Consider the following 17,441-nt stretch of genomic DNA (forward strand, 5'->3'; position numbering starts at 1 on the left):
ATGGAACTCGATATCCACAGCGCGGACGGAAAGTCCACCGGCAAGAAGGCCAAACTGAACGATGCGGTTTTCGGTGTTGAGCCGAACGACCACGCCATCTGGCTGGACGTAAAACAGCACTTGGCGAACCGTCGTCAGGGCACCTCCAAGACCTTGGAGAAGAGCGAGCTTAGCGGTTCCACCCGCAAGCTGCACCGGCAGAAGGGGACTGGCGGAGCCCGAAAGGGTTCCATCAAGAGTCCCTTGTTGAAGGGCGGTGCCCGCGTGTTCGGCCCAAAGCCCCGTGACTACCACTTCAAACTGAACAAGAAGGTGAAGGACCTGGCCCGCCGCAGCGCCCTCACGCACAAGGCCAAGAACGGCACCATCACCGTGCTGGACGGCAGTGGCATGGACAGCACGAAGACCAAGGTCTACGCCGGCATGCTGAAGGCGTTCAACCTCACCGGCCGCAAGGCCTTGGTGGTGTTGGCGACAAAGAACGACAACGTGCTGCTCGGCACCCGGAACATCCAGGGCGCCCGCGTGGTGGTCGCCAGCGAGTTGAACACCTACGACATCATGAACGCCAATAGGGTGTTGATCGCTGCCGACGCGATCGCCCCGTTGGAATCCACCCTCAGCAAGCAAGCGCAATGAGCAGCATCATCATCCGCCCCCTCATCACCGAGAAGATGACCGCCCAAAGCGAGAACGAAGGCCGCTACGGCTTCGTTGTCGACCGCAAGAGCAACAAGGTCGAGATCCGCGCCGCGGTGGAAAAGGAATTCAATGTGAAGGTCACCGGCGTGCGCACGATGATCGTGCGCGGCAAGGATCGCACGCGCTATACGAAGACCAACATCCTGCGTGGCAGTACCAGCACTTGGAAGAAGGCCATCGTCACCTTGGAAAAAGGTGAGACCATCGACCTCTACAGCAATCTCTGACCCTCGAACAAGCGAAGATCATGGGCATCCGTAAAATGAACCCCGTTACCGCTGGCACCCGTCACAAGGTGGCCATCGATTTCGAGGAGATCACCACCAATATCCCCGAAGCGAGCCTGCTCCGTGGGCGCGCGAACAAGAGCGGCGGCCGGAACAACTCGGGCAAGATGACCATGCGCTACATCGGCGGTGGTCACAAGCAGCGCTATCGGGTGATCGATACCAAGCGCGACAAGGTGGGCATCGCCGGCGTGGTGAAGACCATCGAGTACGATCCGAACCGTAGCTCCCGCATCGCTCTGGTGTTCTACCCGGACGGCGAGAAGCGTTACATGCTCGCACCTGCCGGCCTGAAAGTGGGCCAGGTGGTGGTGAGCGGCAAGGGCGCTCCCCCGGAAGTGGGCAATGCGCTCCCATTGAGCGATATCCCCTTGGGTACCTTGGTGCACAACGTTGAGCTCCAGCCCGGCAAGGGAGGCTCCTTCGCACGCAGCGCGGGCACCTTCGCCCAGCTGAATGCCCGTGAAGGCCGCTATGCCACCCTGAAGATGCCGAGCGGCGAGGTCCGCATGGTGTTGGTGAGCTGCATGGCCACAGTGGGTACCGTGGGTAATTCCGAGCACATGCTGCAGCGCAGCGGTAAGGCTGGCCGCACCCGTTGGCAGGGCCGTCGACCGCGCGTACGTCCCGTGGTGATGAACCCCGTCGATCACCCGATGGGTGGTGGCGAAGGCCGGGCTTCCGGCGGTCATCCGCGCAGCCGCAACGGCCTTCTGGCCAAAGGCAAAAAGACACGGGCACCCAAGCGTATCTCCAACAAGTTCATTATTCAGCGGGCCAACCACAAGAAAGCCTGATCACCCGATAGCAGATGAGCCGTTCACTCAAGAAGCCCCCGTTCGTCCACTACAAGTTGGCGAAGCGCGTTACCGAAATGCAACAGGCCGGCAAGAAGACCGTCCTGAAGACCTGGTCGCGCCCCAGCACCATTACCCCGGAGTTCGTGGGGTTGACCTTCGCCGTCCACAACGGGAACAAGTTCATCCCGGTGTACGTCACCGAGAACATGGTGGGCCACAAACTGGGGGAGTTCGCCCCGACGCGTACCTACCGTGGTCACGCCGGCAACAACAGAAAGTAACATGGGATCGCGCAAGAAAATAGCCGCTGATAAGCGGAAGGAGGCCAAGAAGGACGTTGCGGTGGCCAGCCTCCGCAAGGTTCCCACCAGCCCGCGCAAGATGCGCCAGGTGGCGGACAACATCCGCGGCGTGGAAGTGGAGAAGGCGCTGGGCCTGCTGCGCTTCAGCACCCGCCACGCCAGCAAGCCGTTGGAAAAGCTCTTGATGAGCGCCATCGCCAACTGGGAAGCGAAGAACGAGAAGAAGGCCGGAGACACCAAGCTGGTCGTGAAGACGGTGATGGTGGACGAAAGCACCGGGTTGAAGCGTATGCTGCCCGCACCTCAGGGCCGCGCCTACCGCATGGTAAAGCGCAGCAACCACGTGACCTTGATCGTGGACACCGCACCGGAGGAAACCGCCGAGAACAAAGCATAATGGGACAAAAAGCAAACCCGATCGGCCAACGCCTGGGCCTCATCAAGGGCTGGGACAGCAACTGGTACGGCGGCGATAATTACGCCGATAAACTGGTGGAGGACGAGAAGATCCGTCAATACCTCATGGCCCGCTTGAAAAAGGCGAGCGTCTCCCGCATCATCATCGAGCGCACCTTGAAGCTGGTGACCGTGACGATCAACACGGCACGCCCTGGTGTCATCATCGGTCGTGGCGGTTCCGAGGTGGACAAGTTGCGCGAGGAGCTGAAGAAGTTCACCGGCAAGGACGTCCAGATCAACATTTTCGAGATCAAGCGCCCCGAGCTCGACGCCCGTTTGGTGGCCGACAGCATCGCCCGCCAATTGGAGGGCCGCATCAGCTTCCGTCGCGCCATGAAGATGAGCGTGGCCAGCACGATGCGCATGGGCGCTGAAGGCATCAAAGTGCAGGTGAGCGGCCGCTTGAACGGCGCCGAGATCGCCCGTACCGAGAAATACCGCGAAGGCCGTGTGCCGTTGCACACCCTGCGTGCCGACATCGACTTCGCCATCACCGAGGCGCACACCAAGATGGGACGCATCGGGGTGAAGTGCTGGATCATGCGTGGCGAGGTCTACGGCAAGCGTGACCTGAGCCCGAACCAAGGACAAGTGAAAGGACCCGGCGGCATGCGCATGGGCCCTGGCAACGATCGTCGCGGTGGTGAACGTCGTGGCCCAGGAGGTCCCGGTGGAGGAGAGCGTCGTGGAGGTGGTGGTGAGCGTCGTGGCCCAGGTGGTCCCGGCGGTGAGCGTCGCGGCCCTGGTGGTCCCGGCGGCGAGCGTCGCGGCCCAGGTGGAAATCGTGGAGGTAATCGTCCTAACAACTAAGAACCATGTTGCAACCTAAGCGCAGTCGGCGCCGCAATATGCACAAGGGCCGCATGAAGGGCGAGTCCCAACGCGGTCACCGCGTGGCACTCGGATCCTTCGGCCTCAAAGCGATGGAGAGCGTATGGCTCACCGGACGCCAGATCGAATCCGCCCGTGTGGCCCTGACCCGCCACATGAAGCGTGAAGGGCAAGTGTGGATCAAGGTCTTCCCGGACAAGCCGGTGACCAGCAAGCCCGCAGAGGTTCGGATGGGTAAGGGCAAAGGCGCATTGGACCACTGGGTGGCCGTGACGCGTGCCGGGAAGATCATCTTCGAGATCGACGGCGTGCCCGTTGAGACCGCGAAGGAGGCTCTCCGCCTGGCTGCCCAAAAGCTGCCGATCCGCACGAAGTTCGTGACGCGTGAAGATTTTGACGGTCAATAAGCTACCGTGATGAAGAAGAAAAAACAGGAATTGAAGGACCTTACGCCGCTGGAACTGCAGGATAAGCTGCAGACCGAGCAGGACGCTTTGGGCAAGCTGCGCTTCAACCATGCGGTAAGCCCCGTGGAAAGCCCGGCCCAACTGCGCGCAACTCGCAAGAGCGTTGCCAGGATCCTTACCGAGATGCGCCGTCGCGAGATCGCCAACACCGCCCAAGCATGAGCACCGAAAGCACAGAGACCACCACGGCCCAGGAGGCCGGCACCCGGAACCTCCGGAAGGAGCGTGTGGGCATCGTCACCAGTGACAAGATGAACAAGAGCATCACCGTCACCGTGGAGCGTCGCGTTATGCACCCGAAGTACGGGAAGTTCGTGAAGCTCTCCAGCAAGTTCATGGCGCACGACGAAAAGGGTGATGCACACGTGGGCGACACCGTCCGCATCGCCGAGACGCGCCCGATGAGCAAATTGAAGCGCTGGCGTTTGGTGGAAGTGGTTGAACGAGCCAAGTAAGTTAAGACCGAGCAGAACCATGATCCAACAGGAATCCCGGCTTTCAGTGGCCGATAATAGCGGAGCCCGCGAAGTGCTCGTGATCCGCGTGCTTGGCGGCACCGCGCGCCGCTATGCCCGCATCGGGGACACCGTGGTGGTCACCATCAAGAACGCGCTGCCGAACAGCGGTGCCAAGAAGGGGACCGTGAGCAAGGCCGTGGTGGTGCGCACCCGTAAGGAGACGCGCCGCAAGGACGGCAGCTACATCCGCTTCGATGACAACGCGGTAGTGCTGCTGGACGCCGGCGGCGAAATGCGGGGCACCCGCATCTTCGGCCCCGTGGCCCGCGAGCTGCGCGAGAAGAAGTTCATGAAGATCATCTCACTGGCACCGGAAGTACTCTAGTATCAGAAACGCAAGGGCGATGAATGCATCGCCCCAACAGATGCAACAGAAGACACACATCAAGAAAGGCGACATGGTAAAGGTGCTCGCCGGCGAGGACCGCGCCAAGCAGGGCCGCGTGCTCGATGTTGACCGCAGCCACGGCACCGCGCTGGTGGAAGGCCTGCGCATCAATAAAAAGCACAGCAAGCCCACCACGGCCACTCCCCAGGGAGGCATCGTGGAGAAGGAGGGGCCCATCCACATCAGCAACCTGATGCTGATCGACGCGAAGACCGGTGAGCCGGGTCGCGTAGGCCGTAAGGAAGGAAAGGACGGGAAGCTGGAACGCTTCGTGAAAGTGAAGAACAAGAAAACCGCGAAGAAGTGATGAGCACTTACGCACCCCGCCTCCGGGCGAAGTACAAGAATGAGGTCGTTCCCGGCCTGCTGAAGGAGTTCAACTACAAGAGCCCCATGCAGGTGCCGCGCATCGTTAAGATCGCGGTGAACCAAGGTCTTGGGATCGCCGTTGGTGACAAGAAGATCGTGGACAATGCCGTGGAGGAGATGACCCTGATCACCGGTCAGCGTGCCCAAGCGACGATCTCGCGCAAGGACATCAGCAACTTCAAACTTCGTAAGGGCATGCCTATCGGGGCACGCGTCACCTTGCGCGGTGCGAAAATGTACGACTTCCTGGACCGGTTGATCGCGGTGGCCCTTCCCCGGACACGTGACTTCCGCGGGGTGAAGGCCTCCGGCTTCGACGGTCGCGGCAACTTCACCTTCGGCGTGAAGGAGCAGATCATCTTCCCGGAGATCGACATCGACAAGACCCCCAGGATCCAAGGCATGGACATCACCATAGTGACCACCGCGAAGACCGACGCGGAGGCCAAAGCCCTCATGGCAGCGTTCGGGTTCCCCTTCACCAAATAGTGTACGGGCGATGCGTGCATCGCCCAAACTGAAAGACAATGGCAAAAGAATCAATGAAGGCCCGCGAGCGTAAGCGCGCCAAGATGGTGGAGAAGTACGCCGCCAAGCGTGCCGCGCTGAAAGCTGCGGGCGATTGGGACGGCTTGCAGAAGCTTCCCGCCAACAGCAGCAAAGTGCGCATGCACAATCGCTGTCAGCTTACCGGCCGTCCAAAGGGCTACATCCGGCTCTTCGGCATCAGCCGCAACGTGTTCCGCAACATGGCCTTGGACGGCAAGATCCCGGGCGTAACCAAGAGCAGCTGGTAAGACAGACCCCATCGTGAGAGATAGCGCCGGAAAGTAAGGGCGCGAGATCTCGCGCCCCAACGAAAAGAAAATGACAACAGATCCCATCGCCGACTACCTCACCCGCTTGCGGAACGCCATCATGGCGCGCAAGAAAGTGGTGGAGATCCCTGCCAGCGGCCTGAAGAAGGACATCACCCGCATCCTGTACGACAAAGGATACATCCTCAGCTACAAGACGGAGGAGGATGGTAAGCAGGGCCTGATCAAGATCGCTTTGAAGTACGGCCCCGACCGCCGCAGCGCCATCCAGGAGCTGAAGCGCGTAAGCAGCCCCGGACTGCGCCAGTACACGGACGCGACCAAGTTGCCCCGCGTTCTCAACGGCCTGGGCGTGGCCATCATCAGCACCAGCAAAGGTGTGATCACCGACAAGGAAGCGCGCACGCTCGGCGTGGGCGGGGAGGTGATCTGCTACGTCAGCTAAAGAAAGACCAGACCATGAGCCGCATAGGAAAAGAACCGATCCAGATCCCCGCAGGGGTGGAAGTGGGCATCAGCGACAAGAACGTCGTGACGGTGAAGGGCCCCAAGGGCAGCCTGACCCAGACCTTGGACCCGGCGATCAAAGTGACCCAGGAGGCCGGTGTGCTGACCTTCAGCCGCCCCACGGACCTCAAGCACCATCGTTCCATGCATGGCCTTTACAGGGCCTTGGTGGCCAATATGGTGGAGGGCGTGACCAAGGGCTTCAAGACACAGCAGGAACTGGTGGGCGTGGGTTACCGCGCCACCGCGAAGGGCCAGCAGTTGCAGTTGTCCCTCGGCTTCTCCCACAACGTCGTGTTCGAGCTCCCCTCGGAGATCTCGGTGACCGCCGTGCAGGAGAAAGGAAAGAACCCCATCGTGACGATGGAAAGCATTGACAAGCAGGTGTTGGGCGCAGTTGCGGCCAAGATCCGCAGCCTGCGCAAGCCGGAACCTTACAAAGGCAAGGGCGTTCGTTTCGTAGGTGAGAACATCCGCCGCAAGGCCGGTAAAGCCGCAGGCAAATAACATCGACCATGGCATTCAGCAAGACCGCGCGCCGCGCACGCATCAAGACCAGCATCCGCAACACCGTCCGGGGCACCTCCGAACGTCCGCGCCTCACTGTTTTCCGCAGCAATTCGGAGATCTATGCACAGTTGATCGACGACGAACAGGGCCGTACCTTGGCGAGCGCCGGCAGCCTGAAGGACAAGAGCGCCCACAAAGCGCCCGGCACCGAACAGGCCAAGATCGTAGGCAAGTCGATCGGCGAGAAGGCCAAGGCGGCCGGTATCGAGAAGGTCGTCTTCGACCGCAATGGTTACCTGTATCATGGACGAGTGAAGGCGTTGGCCGACGCCGCCCGCGAAGCCGGTCTCAATTTCTGAACCCCATACACGCAGCATGTCAGACTTCAATTCCAAAACGGTTAAGAGCAGCGACCTTGAGCTGAAGGACACGGTGGTACACCTCAACCGGGTGACCAAAGTGACCAAAGGGGGACGCACCTTCACCTTTGCTGCCATCGTGGTGGTGGGCGACGGGAACGGTGTGGTCGGCCACGGCCTTGGAAAATCCAAAGAGGTGCAGGAGGCAATTGCCAAGGGTATCGACGACGCGAAGAAGAACCTCGTGAAGATCCCGCTCCGCAATGGTACCATCCCGCATGTGCAGGAGGGCCGCTACGCTGGTGCGCAGGTGCTCCTAAAGCCCGCTGCCAACGGTACGGGCGTGATCGCCGGAGGTTCCATGCGCGCAGTTCTGGAATCGGCGGGCATCACCGACGTGCTGGCCAAGAGCAAAGGGTCCAGCAACCCGCAGAACGTGGTGAAAGCGACGATCCTTGCGCTCGCAAGCCTCCGCGACGCGGCAGCAGTGGCCCGTCAACGCGGTATCGAATTGGACAAGGTTTTCAACGGATAAGATCATGAGCAAGATCATCATCACCCAGACCGGCAGCCAGATCAAGTGCCCAAAGCGTCAGAAGGACACCCTTTTAGCACTGGGCTTGGGCCGTATCGGCAAGAAGAACGAAGTGGAAGGAACCCCTCAGGTGCGCGGCATGGTATCCAAAGTGCAGCACTTGGTGAACGTGACCGAGGCCTAAGGCCTAAACAAGAAAGAGCGATGGAGGACCTGAGCAAATTGAAGCCCGCCGAAGGTGCGGTGAAAAAGGACAAGCGCATCGGCCGCGGCCAAGGCAGCGGCTATGGTGGCACCAGCGGCAAGGGCCACAAGGGCCAGAAAGCGGATACCGGCTACAACCGGCGCCGCGGCTTCGAAGGCGGCCAGACCCCTTTGGTGCGTCGCCTGCCCAAGTTCGGCTTTACGAACCCCACGCGCGTGGAGTACAAGGGCATCAACTTGGACGCCATCCAGGCCATGGCCGATAAGACGGGCGTAAAGTCCATCGACATCGCGACCATGCGCAAGAACGGCCTCGTTTCGCGCAATGACCTGGTGAAGATCTTGGGCCGTGGCGAGTTGAAAGGCGCCATCGAAGTAAAAGCCCACGCCTTCAGTGCAACGGCGAAGGCCGCCATTGAGGCGAAGGGAGGAAAAACCGAGATAGTGGATACGCGCGGATGAAGAATTTCATCGAAACGGTCAAGAACATTTGGCGGATCGAGGAGCTGCGGAACCGCATCCTCATCACGCTGGGCCTGTTGCTGGTCTACCGGATCGGAAGCTTTATCGCTCTTCCCGGAGTGGACAGTTCCCGCCTTGGCAGCGGTTCGGGTGCCGGTTCCGGCCTAGTGGACTTGTTGAGCATCTTCACAGGCGGGGCCTTCACGCGGGCAAGCATCTTCGCCTTGGGCGTGATGCCATACATCAGCGCGAGCATCATCATGCAGCTCGCGGGTATCGCGGTGCCCATGGTGCAGAAAATGCAGAAGGAGGAGAGCGGACGCCGTAAGGTCAACCAGTGGACCCGCTACATCACCATCATCATCTGTGTTTTCCAAGCACCTGGTTACTTGCTCACCTATGTGGATGCGGGCGCACGGCCCGAAGGACAGTTCTGGATGGTGACCAGTGTCATCATCCTCACGGTGGGCACCTTGTTCGTAATGTGGCTCGGTGAGCGAATTACGGAACGCGGGTTGGGCAATGGGGTATCCTTGATCATCATGATCGGCATTTTGGCACGTCTTCCGGAATCGTTCCTGCAAGAACTCATCGGCCGCACCACCGGTGGTGGCGGAATGGTGGTGATACTCTTGGAGATCGTGATCTGGTTGGCCATCATCGCCTGCAACGTCATGCTTGTGCAAGGCACGCGCCGGATACCGGTGCAATTCGCCAAGCGCGTCCAGGGCAATAAGCAGTACGGCGGGGTGCGCAACTACATCCCTTTGAAAGTGAACGCGGCGGGCGTGATGCCCATCATCTTCGCGCAGGCCATCGTGCTGGTGCCGATGTACATCTCCCAGCTGCCCATCTTCAATGGCAACCCTCCCGCGTGGTTGTTGCACTTCACCCGCTATGAGAGCTTTGCGTACAATTTCACGCTGTTCCTCATGGTGGTGGCTTTCACCTACTTCTACACGGCCATTACGGTGAACCCGAACCAATTGTCGGACGATCTGCGCCGCAACGGCGGCTTCGTGCCTGGCATCAAGCCGGGCAAGCAGACCGCGGGCTACATCGACGATCTGTTGAGCCGCATCACCTTGCCGGGGTCCATCTTCTTGGGCCTTGTTGCGATCATCCCGGCTTTCGCGGTGATGGCCGGCGTGAAGCAGGGCTTTGCGCAGTTCTTCGGCGGGACATCCCTGTTGATCATGGTGGGCGTGTTGTTGGACACGTTACAGCAGGTCGAGAGCCATTTGTTGATGAGACACTACGACGGACTTATGAAATCTGGGCGGATCAAAGGGAGGACGAGTTCCGCCTTCGGTATGGCCGGTTGAAATGACGAAGTCGGTGAACAGATTGAGTGAGGAGGAGATCGCGTTGGTGAGAGAGAGTTCTTTGCTTGTTGGTAAGACCTTGGCCGAAGTGGCCCGCATGATCGCCCCCGGGGTGACCACTGCGGCGCTCGACCAAATGGCGGAGGAGTTCATCCGCGACCATGGCGGCGTACCCGGTTTCAAAGGCCTGTACGGTTGTCCGTCCACGTTGCTGATCAGTGTGAACGAGCAGGTGGTCCATGGATTGCCAGGCGACCGTGCGTTGCAGGACGGTGACGTGGCCAGCGTGGACTGCGGCGTGCTGATGAACGAGTTCTACGGTGACAGCGCCTACACCTTTCAAGTAGGCGATGTGGCCCCGGAGGTGCGGACATTGCTGCGGGTGACGCAGGAATGCCTGGCCTTGGGGATCGAACAGGCCACGGCCAACCACCGGACAGGCGATATCGGCTACGCGATCCAGCAACATGCGGAGGCGCACGGGTACGGGATCGTCCGGGAACTGGTGGGGCACGGCGTGGGCCGCAAGCTCCATGAAGCTCCGGAAGTGCCGAACTACGGCAAGCGAGGCCATGGGGCCAAGCTGAACGAGAGCATGGTGATCGCTATCGAGCCGATGGTGAACATGGGCGTGAAGGACGTGAGCCAACTGGACGACGGTTGGACAGTAGTGACCCGCGACGGGAAACCGAGCGCCCATTTCGAGCACACTATCGCCGTCCGCAACGGCAAAGCAGAGGTCTTATCAACATTCAGCCACATCGAAAGTGTGCTGAAGGAAAGAGGAATGGCAACGGCGTGAAAGCGCCAGAGAACGAATTGTAGCGTCGACCTATCGGGTCGACAAAAAGAAGGAAAGGAAAGAAAGCGAATGAGCAGAGCAGGGAACATAGAGCAGGACGGCGTCATCAAAGAGGCGTTGAGCAATGCCATGTTCCGTGTGGAACTTGAGAACGGCCATATTATCGTGGCACATATTTCGGGCAAAATGCGGATGCACTATATCCGCATTCTTCCCGGTGACAAGGTGAAGGTGGAGATGAGCCCTTACGATCTGAGCAAGGGCCGCATCACCTTCCGGTACAAAACGTGAAGAACAGTAGAACACACCGACCCAAATGAAGATCAGGGCCTCGATCAAGAAACGTTCAGTGGATTGCAAATTGGTGCGCCGCAAGGGACGTCTGTACATCATCAACAAGAAGAACCCCAAGTTCAAGCAGCGTCAAGGCTGATAACCGAAAGAGCATGGCACGTATCGCAGGCATCGACCTCCCCAAAACTAAACGTGGCGCCATCGGGCTCACGTACATCTACGGCATCGGCCGCAGCAGCGCCCTTTCCATCCTGGAACAGGCCGGCGTGGACCCGGACATCAAGGTGAACGACTGGACCGACGACGACCAGGCGAAGATCCGTACGGTGATCAACGAGAACATCAAGGTGGAAGGTGCACTGCGCAGTGAAGTGCAGCTGAGCATCAAGCGCTTGGTGGACATCAACAGCTACCGGGGCACACGCCACCGCAATGGGCTTCCGGTCCGCGGCCAGCGCACCCGCACCAACGCACGTACCCGCAAGGGCAAGCGTAAAACGGTCGCGAACAAGAAGAAGGTAACCAAGTAGAGCCGGTAAGGGCACGAGATCTCGCGCCCCAACACTAGACACACATGGCAAAGCAAGAGAAGGGCGGCGCTGCCGCCGGTAAAAAGAAGAAGAAGAACGTGGTGGTGGAGGCCTTCGGGCAGGCACACATCCGTGCAACCTTCAATAACTTGATCATCAGCCTGACGAACAACAAGGGCGAGGTGATCAGCTGGTCCAGCGCCGGGAAGATGGGCTTTCGTGGAAGCAAGAAGAACACGCCCTATGCCGGTCAGGTGAGCGCGGAGGAAGCCGCCCGTGAGGCGTTCGACATGGGCCTTCGCAAGGTGAAGGTATTCGTGAAAGGACCTGGAGGTGGACGCGAGAGCGCCATCCGTGCCTTGCACAACAGCGGGGTGGAGGTCACCGAGATCCTAGATCTGACACCCATGCCGCATAACGGCTGTCGTCCACCCAAGAAACGCCGTGTGTAACGGCGATGCATGCATCACCCGAACACGCTGCGTAAGCAGGAGTAAGCACAAGAAAGCAGAAGCAAGTAAAACAAACGTAGGAGGCGACGAACGCACTCCGTTGTCGGTGCGCAGACCGCACCCAAAAAAGAGAAAATGGCACGTTACACAGGACCCAAGACCAGGATCGCCCGCAAATTCAAGGAGCCGATCTTCGGACCCGACAAATGGATGGAGCGCAAGCCCCATGCCCCCGGCCAGCATGGCCTCACCGCCCGCCGTCGCAAGAAGGACAGCGAGTACAGTCTTCAGCTGAACGAAAAGCAGAAGGCCAAGTACACCTATGGCATCCTCGAGCGCCAGTTCCGCAAGATGTTCCACACCGCGGCCAGCAAGAAGGGCGTGACCGGCGCGATCCTGCTGAGCCTGTGCGAGGCTCGTCTGGACAACACGGTCTTCCGTTTGGGCATCGCCCCCACGCGCCGTGCCGCCCGCCAATTGGTCGGCCACGGCCACATCACGGTGAATCAGGAGGTGGTGAACATATCGAGCTACACGCTGCGCCCGGGAGATGAAGTGGCCGTGCGCGAGCGCAGCCGCAGCCTGGAGGCCATCACCAACAGCCTTTCCACTAACACCAACCGGTTCGACTGGCTGGAGTTCAACCCGGCCGCGATGAGCGGAAAGATGATCGCCATGCCCGAACGGGCACAGATCCCGGAGAACATCCGTGAGCAGCTGATCGTCGAATTGTACTCCAAGTAAGAACCCCCCAAACAGACCGAGCAACACATGCCAATCCTAGATTTCCAAAGGCCTGACAAGGTCTCGATGATCGAAGCCGACGACAAGCACGGAATTTTCGAGTTCCGTCCATTGGAGCCCGGCTATGGCATCACCATCGGCAACTCCCTCCGCCGCATCCTGCTCAGCAGCCTGGAAGGCTTCGCCATCACCAGCCTGCGCATCGACGGTGTCGAGCATGAGTTCAGCACCATCAAGGGCGTCATCGAGGATGTCACCGAGATCGTGCTCAACCTCAAGCAGGTACGCTTCCGCCGCCAGCTTGAGGACGTGAACAACGAGAAATTCAACTTCACTGTTGGCGGTAAGGACGGCTTCACCGCCGCCGACATCGGCAAGCACACCACCGGTTTCCAAGTGCTGAACCCGGAGCTCGTGATCTGCCGCATGGAGAACAACGTGAAGCTGCACGTGGAACTCACCATCGGCAAGGGCCGCGGCTATGTGCCCGCCGAGGAGAACAAAGTGGAGGGCGCGGCCATCGGTACCATCTTCATCGATTCCATCTTCACACCCATCAAGAACGTGAAGTACAGCGTGGACAACACCCGCGTGGAACAGAAGACGGACTACGAGAAGCTCACCATCGAGCTGACCACGGACGGCAGCATCGATCCGAAAAGCGCGTTGCAGGAAGCTGCCAAGATCCTGATCCACCACTTCATGTTGTTCAGCGACGAGCGTATCACCTTGGAGATGGAGGACCGCTCCGGCATCGTGGGCGAAATGACCGCCGCCTCCAGCGAGGTCGACGACCTGGACGAGAACGGGATGCACATGCGCCAACTGCTGAAGAGCAAGCTGGTGGACATGGATCTCAGCGTCCGTGCCCTGAACTGCTTGAAAGCTGCGGACATCGAGACCCTCGGTGATCTGGTGAGCTACAACAAGAACGACCTCTTGAAGTTCCGGAACTTCGGCAAGAAGAGCCTCACTGAACTGGAGGACCTGGTGGAGAACAAGGGGCTCACCTTCGGGATGAACACCGGTAAATACAAACTGGACCGCGACTAGGTGGTAAGGGCGCGAGATCTCGCGCCCTTATCCGCGCGAGATCTCGCGCCCCAACCGAGAAAAGAAAATGAGACACGGAAACAAGAATAACGCTCTGGGGCGGAAGAAGGCCCATCGCGACAGCATGCTCAGCAACATGGCATGCTCGCTGATCGAGCACAAGCGCATCGAGACCACCCTGGCCAAGGCCAAGGCTCTGCGGATATACGTGGAGCCCTTGATCACCAAGAGCAAGGATGACAGCACGCACAGCCGACGCACGGTGTTCAGCTACCTGCGCAGCAAGGAGGCCACCGCCGCCTTGTTCCGCGACGTGGCACCGAAGATCGCCGACCGTCCGGGCGGATACACCCGGATCATCAAGCTGGGCAACCGCTTGGGGGATGCAGCCGAGCTGGCGATGATCGAGATCGTGGATTTCAACACCCTGTACTCCGCCAAGGAGAAGGCAGGCGCTGAAGTGAAGCGCACCCGTCGCAGCCGCAAGCCCGCTGCGGCCAAGCCCGCAGTGGAAAAAACAGATGCCAAGGAGGAGCCAAAAGGTGAAGCTCCGGCAGCTGAGGAGCCGAAGGCGGAATGAACATCACGTGTAAAACTATCGGGAACGGGGCGCTGAAAAGCGCCCCGTTCTTTTTTAGGACCGGTAGCTTTGCACCCGGAAAAAGGACCAAGACGAACAACGGATGTTAGTAAGCCAACGCCCCAAGGCCGTTCTCCTGCTCGAGGACGGCATGCGGTTCGAAGGGCGCGCCATCGGTGCCCGCGGAACTTCTGTCGGCGAGATCTGCTTCAACACCGGAATGACCGGCTATCAGGAGATCTTCACCGACCCTAGCTACACCGGCCAAGTGATGGTGATGGCCTCGCCTCACATCGGGAACTATGGTGTGAAGGTGGGGCTTCCCAACACCTTGGAAGGGGAGTCGGAAGGCCCGAAGGTCAGTATCGCCGGGCTTGTGGTGAAGAAGTTCAGCGAGGTATGGAGCCGACCGGGCGGCACGGGGTCCTTGGAGGAATTCCTGATCAAAGCCGGTGTTGCCGGCATCAGCGACATCGATACGCGGATGCTCGTGCGCCACATCCGCGACCACGGTGCGCAGAATGCGGTGATCGACAGCACCGGGCTGGATGATGCGGCCCTTCAGAATCGTTTGGCAGAAGCACCGGACATGGCCGGCCTGGAACTGTCGAGTACCGTATCGACACCCGCCGCATACGACGCAGGTGCCGCCGATGCCCCGAACCGCGTGGCCTTGGTGGATTTCGGGATCAAACTGAACAGTATACGTTGGTTAGTGGAGCGCGATTGCTTGGTGCGGGTCTTCCCGATGCACACGCCCGTGATGGAAATGATGGACTGGAAGCCGGACGGTTTCTTGCTCAGCAACGGGCCGGGCGATCCGGGGGCGATGCCGGACGCGGTCGAGCTTGTCAAGGATGTGGTGGCAACCGGCCTGCCGGTCTTCGGCATCTGTCTCGGCCACCAGCTGCTGGCGGAATGCCACGGCGTCGGTACGCTGAAGATGCACCACGGCCATCGAGGCATCAACCACCCCGTGCGCAACATCATCACCGGCAAGGACGAGGTGACCTCGCAGAACCACGGTTTCGTTGTGGACCGTGAGCAGGCGGAAAAGCATCCGGACATGGACGTCACGCACCTCCATCTCAACGACGGCAGCGTGGCTGGCACAAGGCTGAAAGGCAAGCCGGTATTCAGCGTGCAACATCACCCGGAAGCTGGCCCCGGGCCGTTGGATTCACAGTACCTCTTCGATGACTTCGTGGGCCTGATAAGCCGAAAGCACGAGCAAACAAAAGTCAATGTGCAACACGCTTGAGGGCGGTGCCGTTGAACGCCTTTCGTTCATGGATCGGTTGTCCGTTGTTAGTTGTCGGTTGTCAGGCATGGCCGCACAAAGCACTAGCAACCGTTTACCATTCTTCTAATTGCGAAAATCCACTTTTTCAGCGTCATCTGCGTTCCATTCAGGCTTCATCAAACCAATTTCTCCATCATGAGCGTCATCGCAAAGATCCAAGCCCGTGAGATCCTTGATTCCCGCGGCAATCCCACCATCGAGGTGGACGTGTATACTGACAGTGGCCACATCGGCCGTGCCTCCGTGCCCAGCGGTGCCAGTACCGGCGCGCATGAGGCCGTGGAACTGCGCGACGGCGACAAGAAGCGTTATGGCGGCAAAGGCGTATTGAAGGCCGTGGCCAACGTGAACGGCGCATTGAACGATGAGCTTCTCGGCGCATACGTGGGTGATCAGGCCTTGATCGACCGGGTGATGATCAGCCTGGACGGTACGCCGAACAAAGCCAACCTCGGGGCCAACGCCATCCTCGGTGTTTCGCTCGCGGTGGCCAAGGTGGCCGCCAGCGAGGCCGGTCTGCCGCTCTATCGCTACGTGGGCGGCACCAATGCCTGCACGCTTCCCGTGCCGATGATGAACATCCTCAACGGCGGCGCGCACGGAGACAACAAGGTGGACGTGCAGGAGTTCATGGTGATGCCCGTGGGCGCGAGCACTTTCGCGGAAGGCCTGCGCATGGGCGCCGAGATCTTCCATGCGCTCAAAGGCGTGCTGAAGGCCAAGAAGCTCAGCACCAACGTGGGCGATGAGGGCGGCTTCGCGCCGGACCTCAAGAGCAACGAGGACGCCTTGAAGCTCGTAGTGCAGGCCATCGAGAAGGCCGGATACAAGCCCGGCGACGACATCATGATCGCCATCGATGCCGCCAGCACTGAGTTCTACGACGCCAAAAAGCAGCGCTACGTGCTGGAAAGTACCGGCGACAGCCTCACCGCCGATGACATGATCGCGATGTGGAAGGATTGGAGCACGCGCTACCCGATCATGAGCATCGAGGACGGCATGGCGGAGGATGACGATGCCGGCTGGAAGAAGCTCACGAAGGCGTTGGGCCACAAGATCCAGCTCGTGGGCGATGACAACTTCGTCACCAACACCAAGCGGCTGGCCAAGGGGATCAAGGACGGGATCGCCAACAGCATTTTGGTGAAGGTGAACCAGATCGGCACGCTCACGGAAACCTTAGAGGCCGTGGAAATGGCGCAACGTGCGGGATACACCGCCGTGATGAGCCACCGCAGCGGCGAGACCGAGGACAATACCATCGCGGACCTTGCCGTGGCCACCAACTGCGGCATGATCAAGACCGGCAGCGCATCACGCAGCGACAGGATCGCGAAGTACAACCAGTTGCTGCGCATCGAGGAACAGTTAAGCAAGAGCGCGCGCTATCCGGGGAAGAGCTTGAAGTACGTGGGCTGAGGACGCTTACGGATCGAACTCGATATACCTGTCCAATAGCACGTGCAACTGCGCATTCTTGGCGTGGAGCAGGCGCTTTTCATCAGCAGTACGGCTGCTGTCGTGGGCTTCCATCTCGCGCTTGCTGTTGTCGTCGAAGCCGTTGTCGAAGGTCCAGAAGGCCTGATGCGGCAGGCCCGGTTGCGCAAGCAGCGTTACGGGAAGTCCACGTGGCCGCCGAAGGGGGCGCTCCGGTTCCGTAGTTATATCCACCAAATTCCTCATGCCGTTCATCGCGGCGAGGTTGAGCTTGGGCCCGATGGAAAACCAGCTTCAACTCTTGTTGATCGGGTGGCCCTGCGGGCCGCCACGCAGGGAGAGGAAGAGGTGGCATTGCGCGAAGCGGATCCCGAAGAAGAGAACAGTGAGGATGCCGCAG

General features: G+C 59.9%; 31 protein-coding genes. 30 read left to right on the plus strand and 1 reads right to left on the minus strand.

The window, feature by feature from the left end; all coding sequences use genetic code 11:
* The 30 genes from rplD (at position 1) to eno (ending at position 17,023) form a co-directional block, all read left to right on the plus strand.
* Positions 1-639, plus strand: coding sequence for a 50S ribosomal protein L4 (gene rplD / locus IPP95_14640; protein QQS72387.1), 639 nt, complete (start codon positions 1-3; stop codon positions 637-639).
* Positions 636-929, plus strand: coding sequence for a 50S ribosomal protein L23 (gene rplW, locus IPP95_14645; protein ID QQS72388.1), 294 nt, complete (start codon positions 636-638; stop codon positions 927-929). Before rplD ends, rplW begins: the two co-directional genes overlap by 4 nt.
* Positions 930-949: 20 nt before the next feature.
* Positions 950-1,786 (plus strand): 50S ribosomal protein L2, encoded by an 837-nt coding sequence (gene rplB, locus IPP95_14650; protein ID QQS72389.1) that lies wholly within the window; start codon positions 950-952, stop codon positions 1,784-1,786.
* 14 nt (positions 1,787-1,800) lie between these two features.
* Complete coding sequence (gene rpsS / locus IPP95_14655) at positions 1,801-2,070, plus strand: 30S ribosomal protein S19 (GenBank protein QQS72390.1); 270 nt, start codon at positions 1,801-1,803, stop codon at positions 2,068-2,070.
* A 1-nt stretch (position 2,071) separates the two neighbouring features.
* Entirely contained in the window at positions 2,072-2,488 is a 417-nt protein-coding gene (rplV, locus tag IPP95_14660) for a 50S ribosomal protein L22 (GenBank protein ID QQS72391.1), read from the plus strand.
* Positions 2,488-3,360, plus strand: coding sequence for a 30S ribosomal protein S3 (gene rpsC / locus IPP95_14665; protein QQS72392.1), 873 nt, complete (start codon positions 2,488-2,490; stop codon positions 3,358-3,360). The genes rplV and rpsC overlap by 1 nt, the downstream gene beginning before the upstream one ends.
* 5 nt (positions 3,361-3,365) lie before the next feature.
* Entirely contained in the window at positions 3,366-3,788 is a 423-nt protein-coding gene (gene rplP / locus IPP95_14670; GenBank protein QQS72393.1) for a 50S ribosomal protein L16, read from the plus strand.
* A gap of 9 nt (positions 3,789-3,797) precedes the next feature.
* Positions 3,798-4,010 carry a 50S ribosomal protein L29 gene (rpmC, locus tag IPP95_14675; GenBank protein QQS72394.1) on the plus strand — a complete coding sequence of 71 codons (213 nt, stop codon included), beginning with the start codon at positions 3,798-3,800 and terminating at the stop codon, positions 4,008-4,010.
* Complete coding sequence (gene rpsQ / locus IPP95_14680) at positions 4,007-4,303, plus strand: 30S ribosomal protein S17 (GenBank protein ID QQS72395.1); 297 nt, start codon at positions 4,007-4,009, stop codon at positions 4,301-4,303. Before rpmC ends, rpsQ begins: the two co-directional genes overlap by 4 nt.
* 19 nt (positions 4,304-4,322) lie before the next feature.
* Entirely contained in the window at positions 4,323-4,691 is a 369-nt protein-coding gene (gene rplN / locus IPP95_14685; protein ID QQS72396.1) for a 50S ribosomal protein L14, read from the plus strand.
* 40 nt (positions 4,692-4,731) lie between these two features.
* Positions 4,732-5,061 carry a 50S ribosomal protein L24 gene (rplX, locus tag IPP95_14690; GenBank protein ID QQS72397.1) on the plus strand — a complete coding sequence of 110 codons (330 nt, stop codon included), beginning with the start codon at positions 4,732-4,734 and terminating at the stop codon, positions 5,059-5,061.
* Positions 5,061-5,612 (plus strand): 50S ribosomal protein L5, encoded by a 552-nt coding sequence (rplE, locus tag IPP95_14695; protein QQS72398.1) that lies wholly within the window; start codon positions 5,061-5,063, stop codon positions 5,610-5,612. Before rplX ends, rplE begins: the two co-directional genes overlap by 1 nt.
* Positions 5,613-5,650: 38 nt before the next feature.
* Entirely contained in the window at positions 5,651-5,920 is a 270-nt protein-coding gene (gene rpsN / locus IPP95_14700) for a 30S ribosomal protein S14 (protein ID QQS72399.1), read from the plus strand.
* Positions 5,921-5,990: 70 nt separating this feature from the next.
* Positions 5,991-6,386 (plus strand): 30S ribosomal protein S8, encoded by a 396-nt coding sequence (gene rpsH, locus IPP95_14705; protein ID QQS72400.1) that lies wholly within the window; start codon positions 5,991-5,993, stop codon positions 6,384-6,386.
* Positions 6,387-6,400: 14 nt separating this feature from the next.
* Positions 6,401-6,955 (plus strand): 50S ribosomal protein L6, encoded by a 555-nt coding sequence (gene rplF / locus IPP95_14710; GenBank protein QQS72401.1) that lies wholly within the window; start codon positions 6,401-6,403, stop codon positions 6,953-6,955.
* Positions 6,956-6,963: 8 nt separating this feature from the next.
* Positions 6,964-7,317 carry a 50S ribosomal protein L18 gene (locus IPP95_14715; protein QQS72402.1) on the plus strand — a complete coding sequence of 118 codons (354 nt, stop codon included), beginning with the start codon at positions 6,964-6,966 and terminating at the stop codon, positions 7,315-7,317.
* Positions 7,318-7,333: 16 nt separating this feature from the next.
* On the plus strand, positions 7,334-7,852 hold the full coding sequence (rpsE, locus tag IPP95_14720; GenBank protein ID QQS72403.1) for a 30S ribosomal protein S5: 519 nt from the start codon (positions 7,334-7,336) through the stop codon (positions 7,850-7,852).
* Between the two features lie 4 nt (positions 7,853-7,856).
* Positions 7,857-8,036: a 50S ribosomal protein L30 gene (rpmD, locus tag IPP95_14725; GenBank protein QQS72404.1), complete on the plus strand. Its 180-nt coding sequence runs from the start codon at positions 7,857-7,859 to the stop codon at positions 8,034-8,036.
* 20 nt (positions 8,037-8,056) lie between these two features.
* Entirely contained in the window at positions 8,057-8,518 is a 462-nt protein-coding gene (gene rplO, locus IPP95_14730; protein QQS72405.1) for a 50S ribosomal protein L15, read from the plus strand.
* The gene (secY, locus tag IPP95_14735; protein ID QQS72406.1) at positions 8,515-9,843 is read left to right on the plus strand and encodes a preprotein translocase subunit SecY; all 1,329 of its coding nucleotides are present in this window, start codon (positions 8,515-8,517) and stop codon (positions 9,841-9,843) included. Before rplO ends, secY begins: the two co-directional genes overlap by 4 nt.
* Position 9,844: 1 nt before the next feature.
* Positions 9,845-10,645, plus strand: a complete 801-nt coding sequence (gene map / locus IPP95_14740) for a type I methionyl aminopeptidase (protein QQS72407.1) — start codon at positions 9,845-9,847, stop codon at positions 10,643-10,645.
* A 69-nt stretch (positions 10,646-10,714) separates the two neighbouring features.
* Positions 10,715-10,936 carry a translation initiation factor IF-1 gene (gene infA, locus IPP95_14745; protein QQS72408.1) on the plus strand — a complete coding sequence of 74 codons (222 nt, stop codon included), beginning with the start codon at positions 10,715-10,717 and terminating at the stop codon, positions 10,934-10,936.
* Positions 10,937-10,961: 25 nt separating this feature from the next.
* On the plus strand, positions 10,962-11,078 hold the full coding sequence (gene rpmJ / locus IPP95_14750) for a 50S ribosomal protein L36 (protein ID QQS72409.1): 117 nt from the start codon (positions 10,962-10,964) through the stop codon (positions 11,076-11,078).
* Positions 11,079-11,091: 13 nt separating this feature from the next.
* Entirely contained in the window at positions 11,092-11,469 is a 378-nt protein-coding gene (gene rpsM / locus IPP95_14755; protein ID QQS72410.1) for a 30S ribosomal protein S13, read from the plus strand.
* Between the two features lie 44 nt (positions 11,470-11,513).
* Positions 11,514-11,921: a 30S ribosomal protein S11 gene (gene rpsK / locus IPP95_14760; protein ID QQS72411.1), complete on the plus strand. Its 408-nt coding sequence runs from the start codon at positions 11,514-11,516 to the stop codon at positions 11,919-11,921.
* A 135-nt stretch (positions 11,922-12,056) separates the two neighbouring features.
* A complete protein-coding gene (gene rpsD / locus IPP95_14765) occupies positions 12,057-12,665 on the plus strand; it encodes a 30S ribosomal protein S4 (protein QQS72412.1) in 609 nt (202 codons plus the stop codon).
* 27 nt (positions 12,666-12,692) lie between these two features.
* A complete protein-coding gene (locus IPP95_14770) occupies positions 12,693-13,718 on the plus strand; it encodes a DNA-directed RNA polymerase subunit alpha (protein ID QQS72413.1) in 1,026 nt (341 codons plus the stop codon).
* Positions 13,719-13,785: 67 nt separating this feature from the next.
* Positions 13,786-14,298 (plus strand): 50S ribosomal protein L17, encoded by a 513-nt coding sequence (gene rplQ, locus IPP95_14775; protein QQS72414.1) that lies wholly within the window; start codon positions 13,786-13,788, stop codon positions 14,296-14,298.
* A 103-nt stretch (positions 14,299-14,401) separates the two neighbouring features.
* Complete coding sequence (gene carA / locus IPP95_14780) at positions 14,402-15,559, plus strand: glutamine-hydrolyzing carbamoyl-phosphate synthase small subunit (protein QQS72415.1); 1,158 nt, start codon at positions 14,402-14,404, stop codon at positions 15,557-15,559.
* A gap of 177 nt (positions 15,560-15,736) precedes the next feature.
* Positions 15,737-17,023: a phosphopyruvate hydratase gene (gene eno / locus IPP95_14785; protein ID QQS72416.1), complete on the plus strand. Its 1,287-nt coding sequence runs from the start codon at positions 15,737-15,739 to the stop codon at positions 17,021-17,023.
* Between the two features lie 6 nt (positions 17,024-17,029).
* Here eno and IPP95_14790 read toward each other — a convergent pair whose 3' ends face one another.
* Complete coding sequence (locus IPP95_14790) at positions 17,030-17,296, minus strand: hypothetical protein (protein ID QQS72417.1); 267 nt, start codon at positions 17,294-17,296, stop codon at positions 17,030-17,032.
* Positions 17,297-17,441: the final 145 nt, after the last annotated feature.

Source organism: Flavobacteriales bacterium, assembly GCA_016700415.1.
Taxonomy (GTDB): Bacteria; Bacteroidota; Bacteroidia; order Flavobacteriales_F; family PHOS-HE28; genus PHOS-HE28.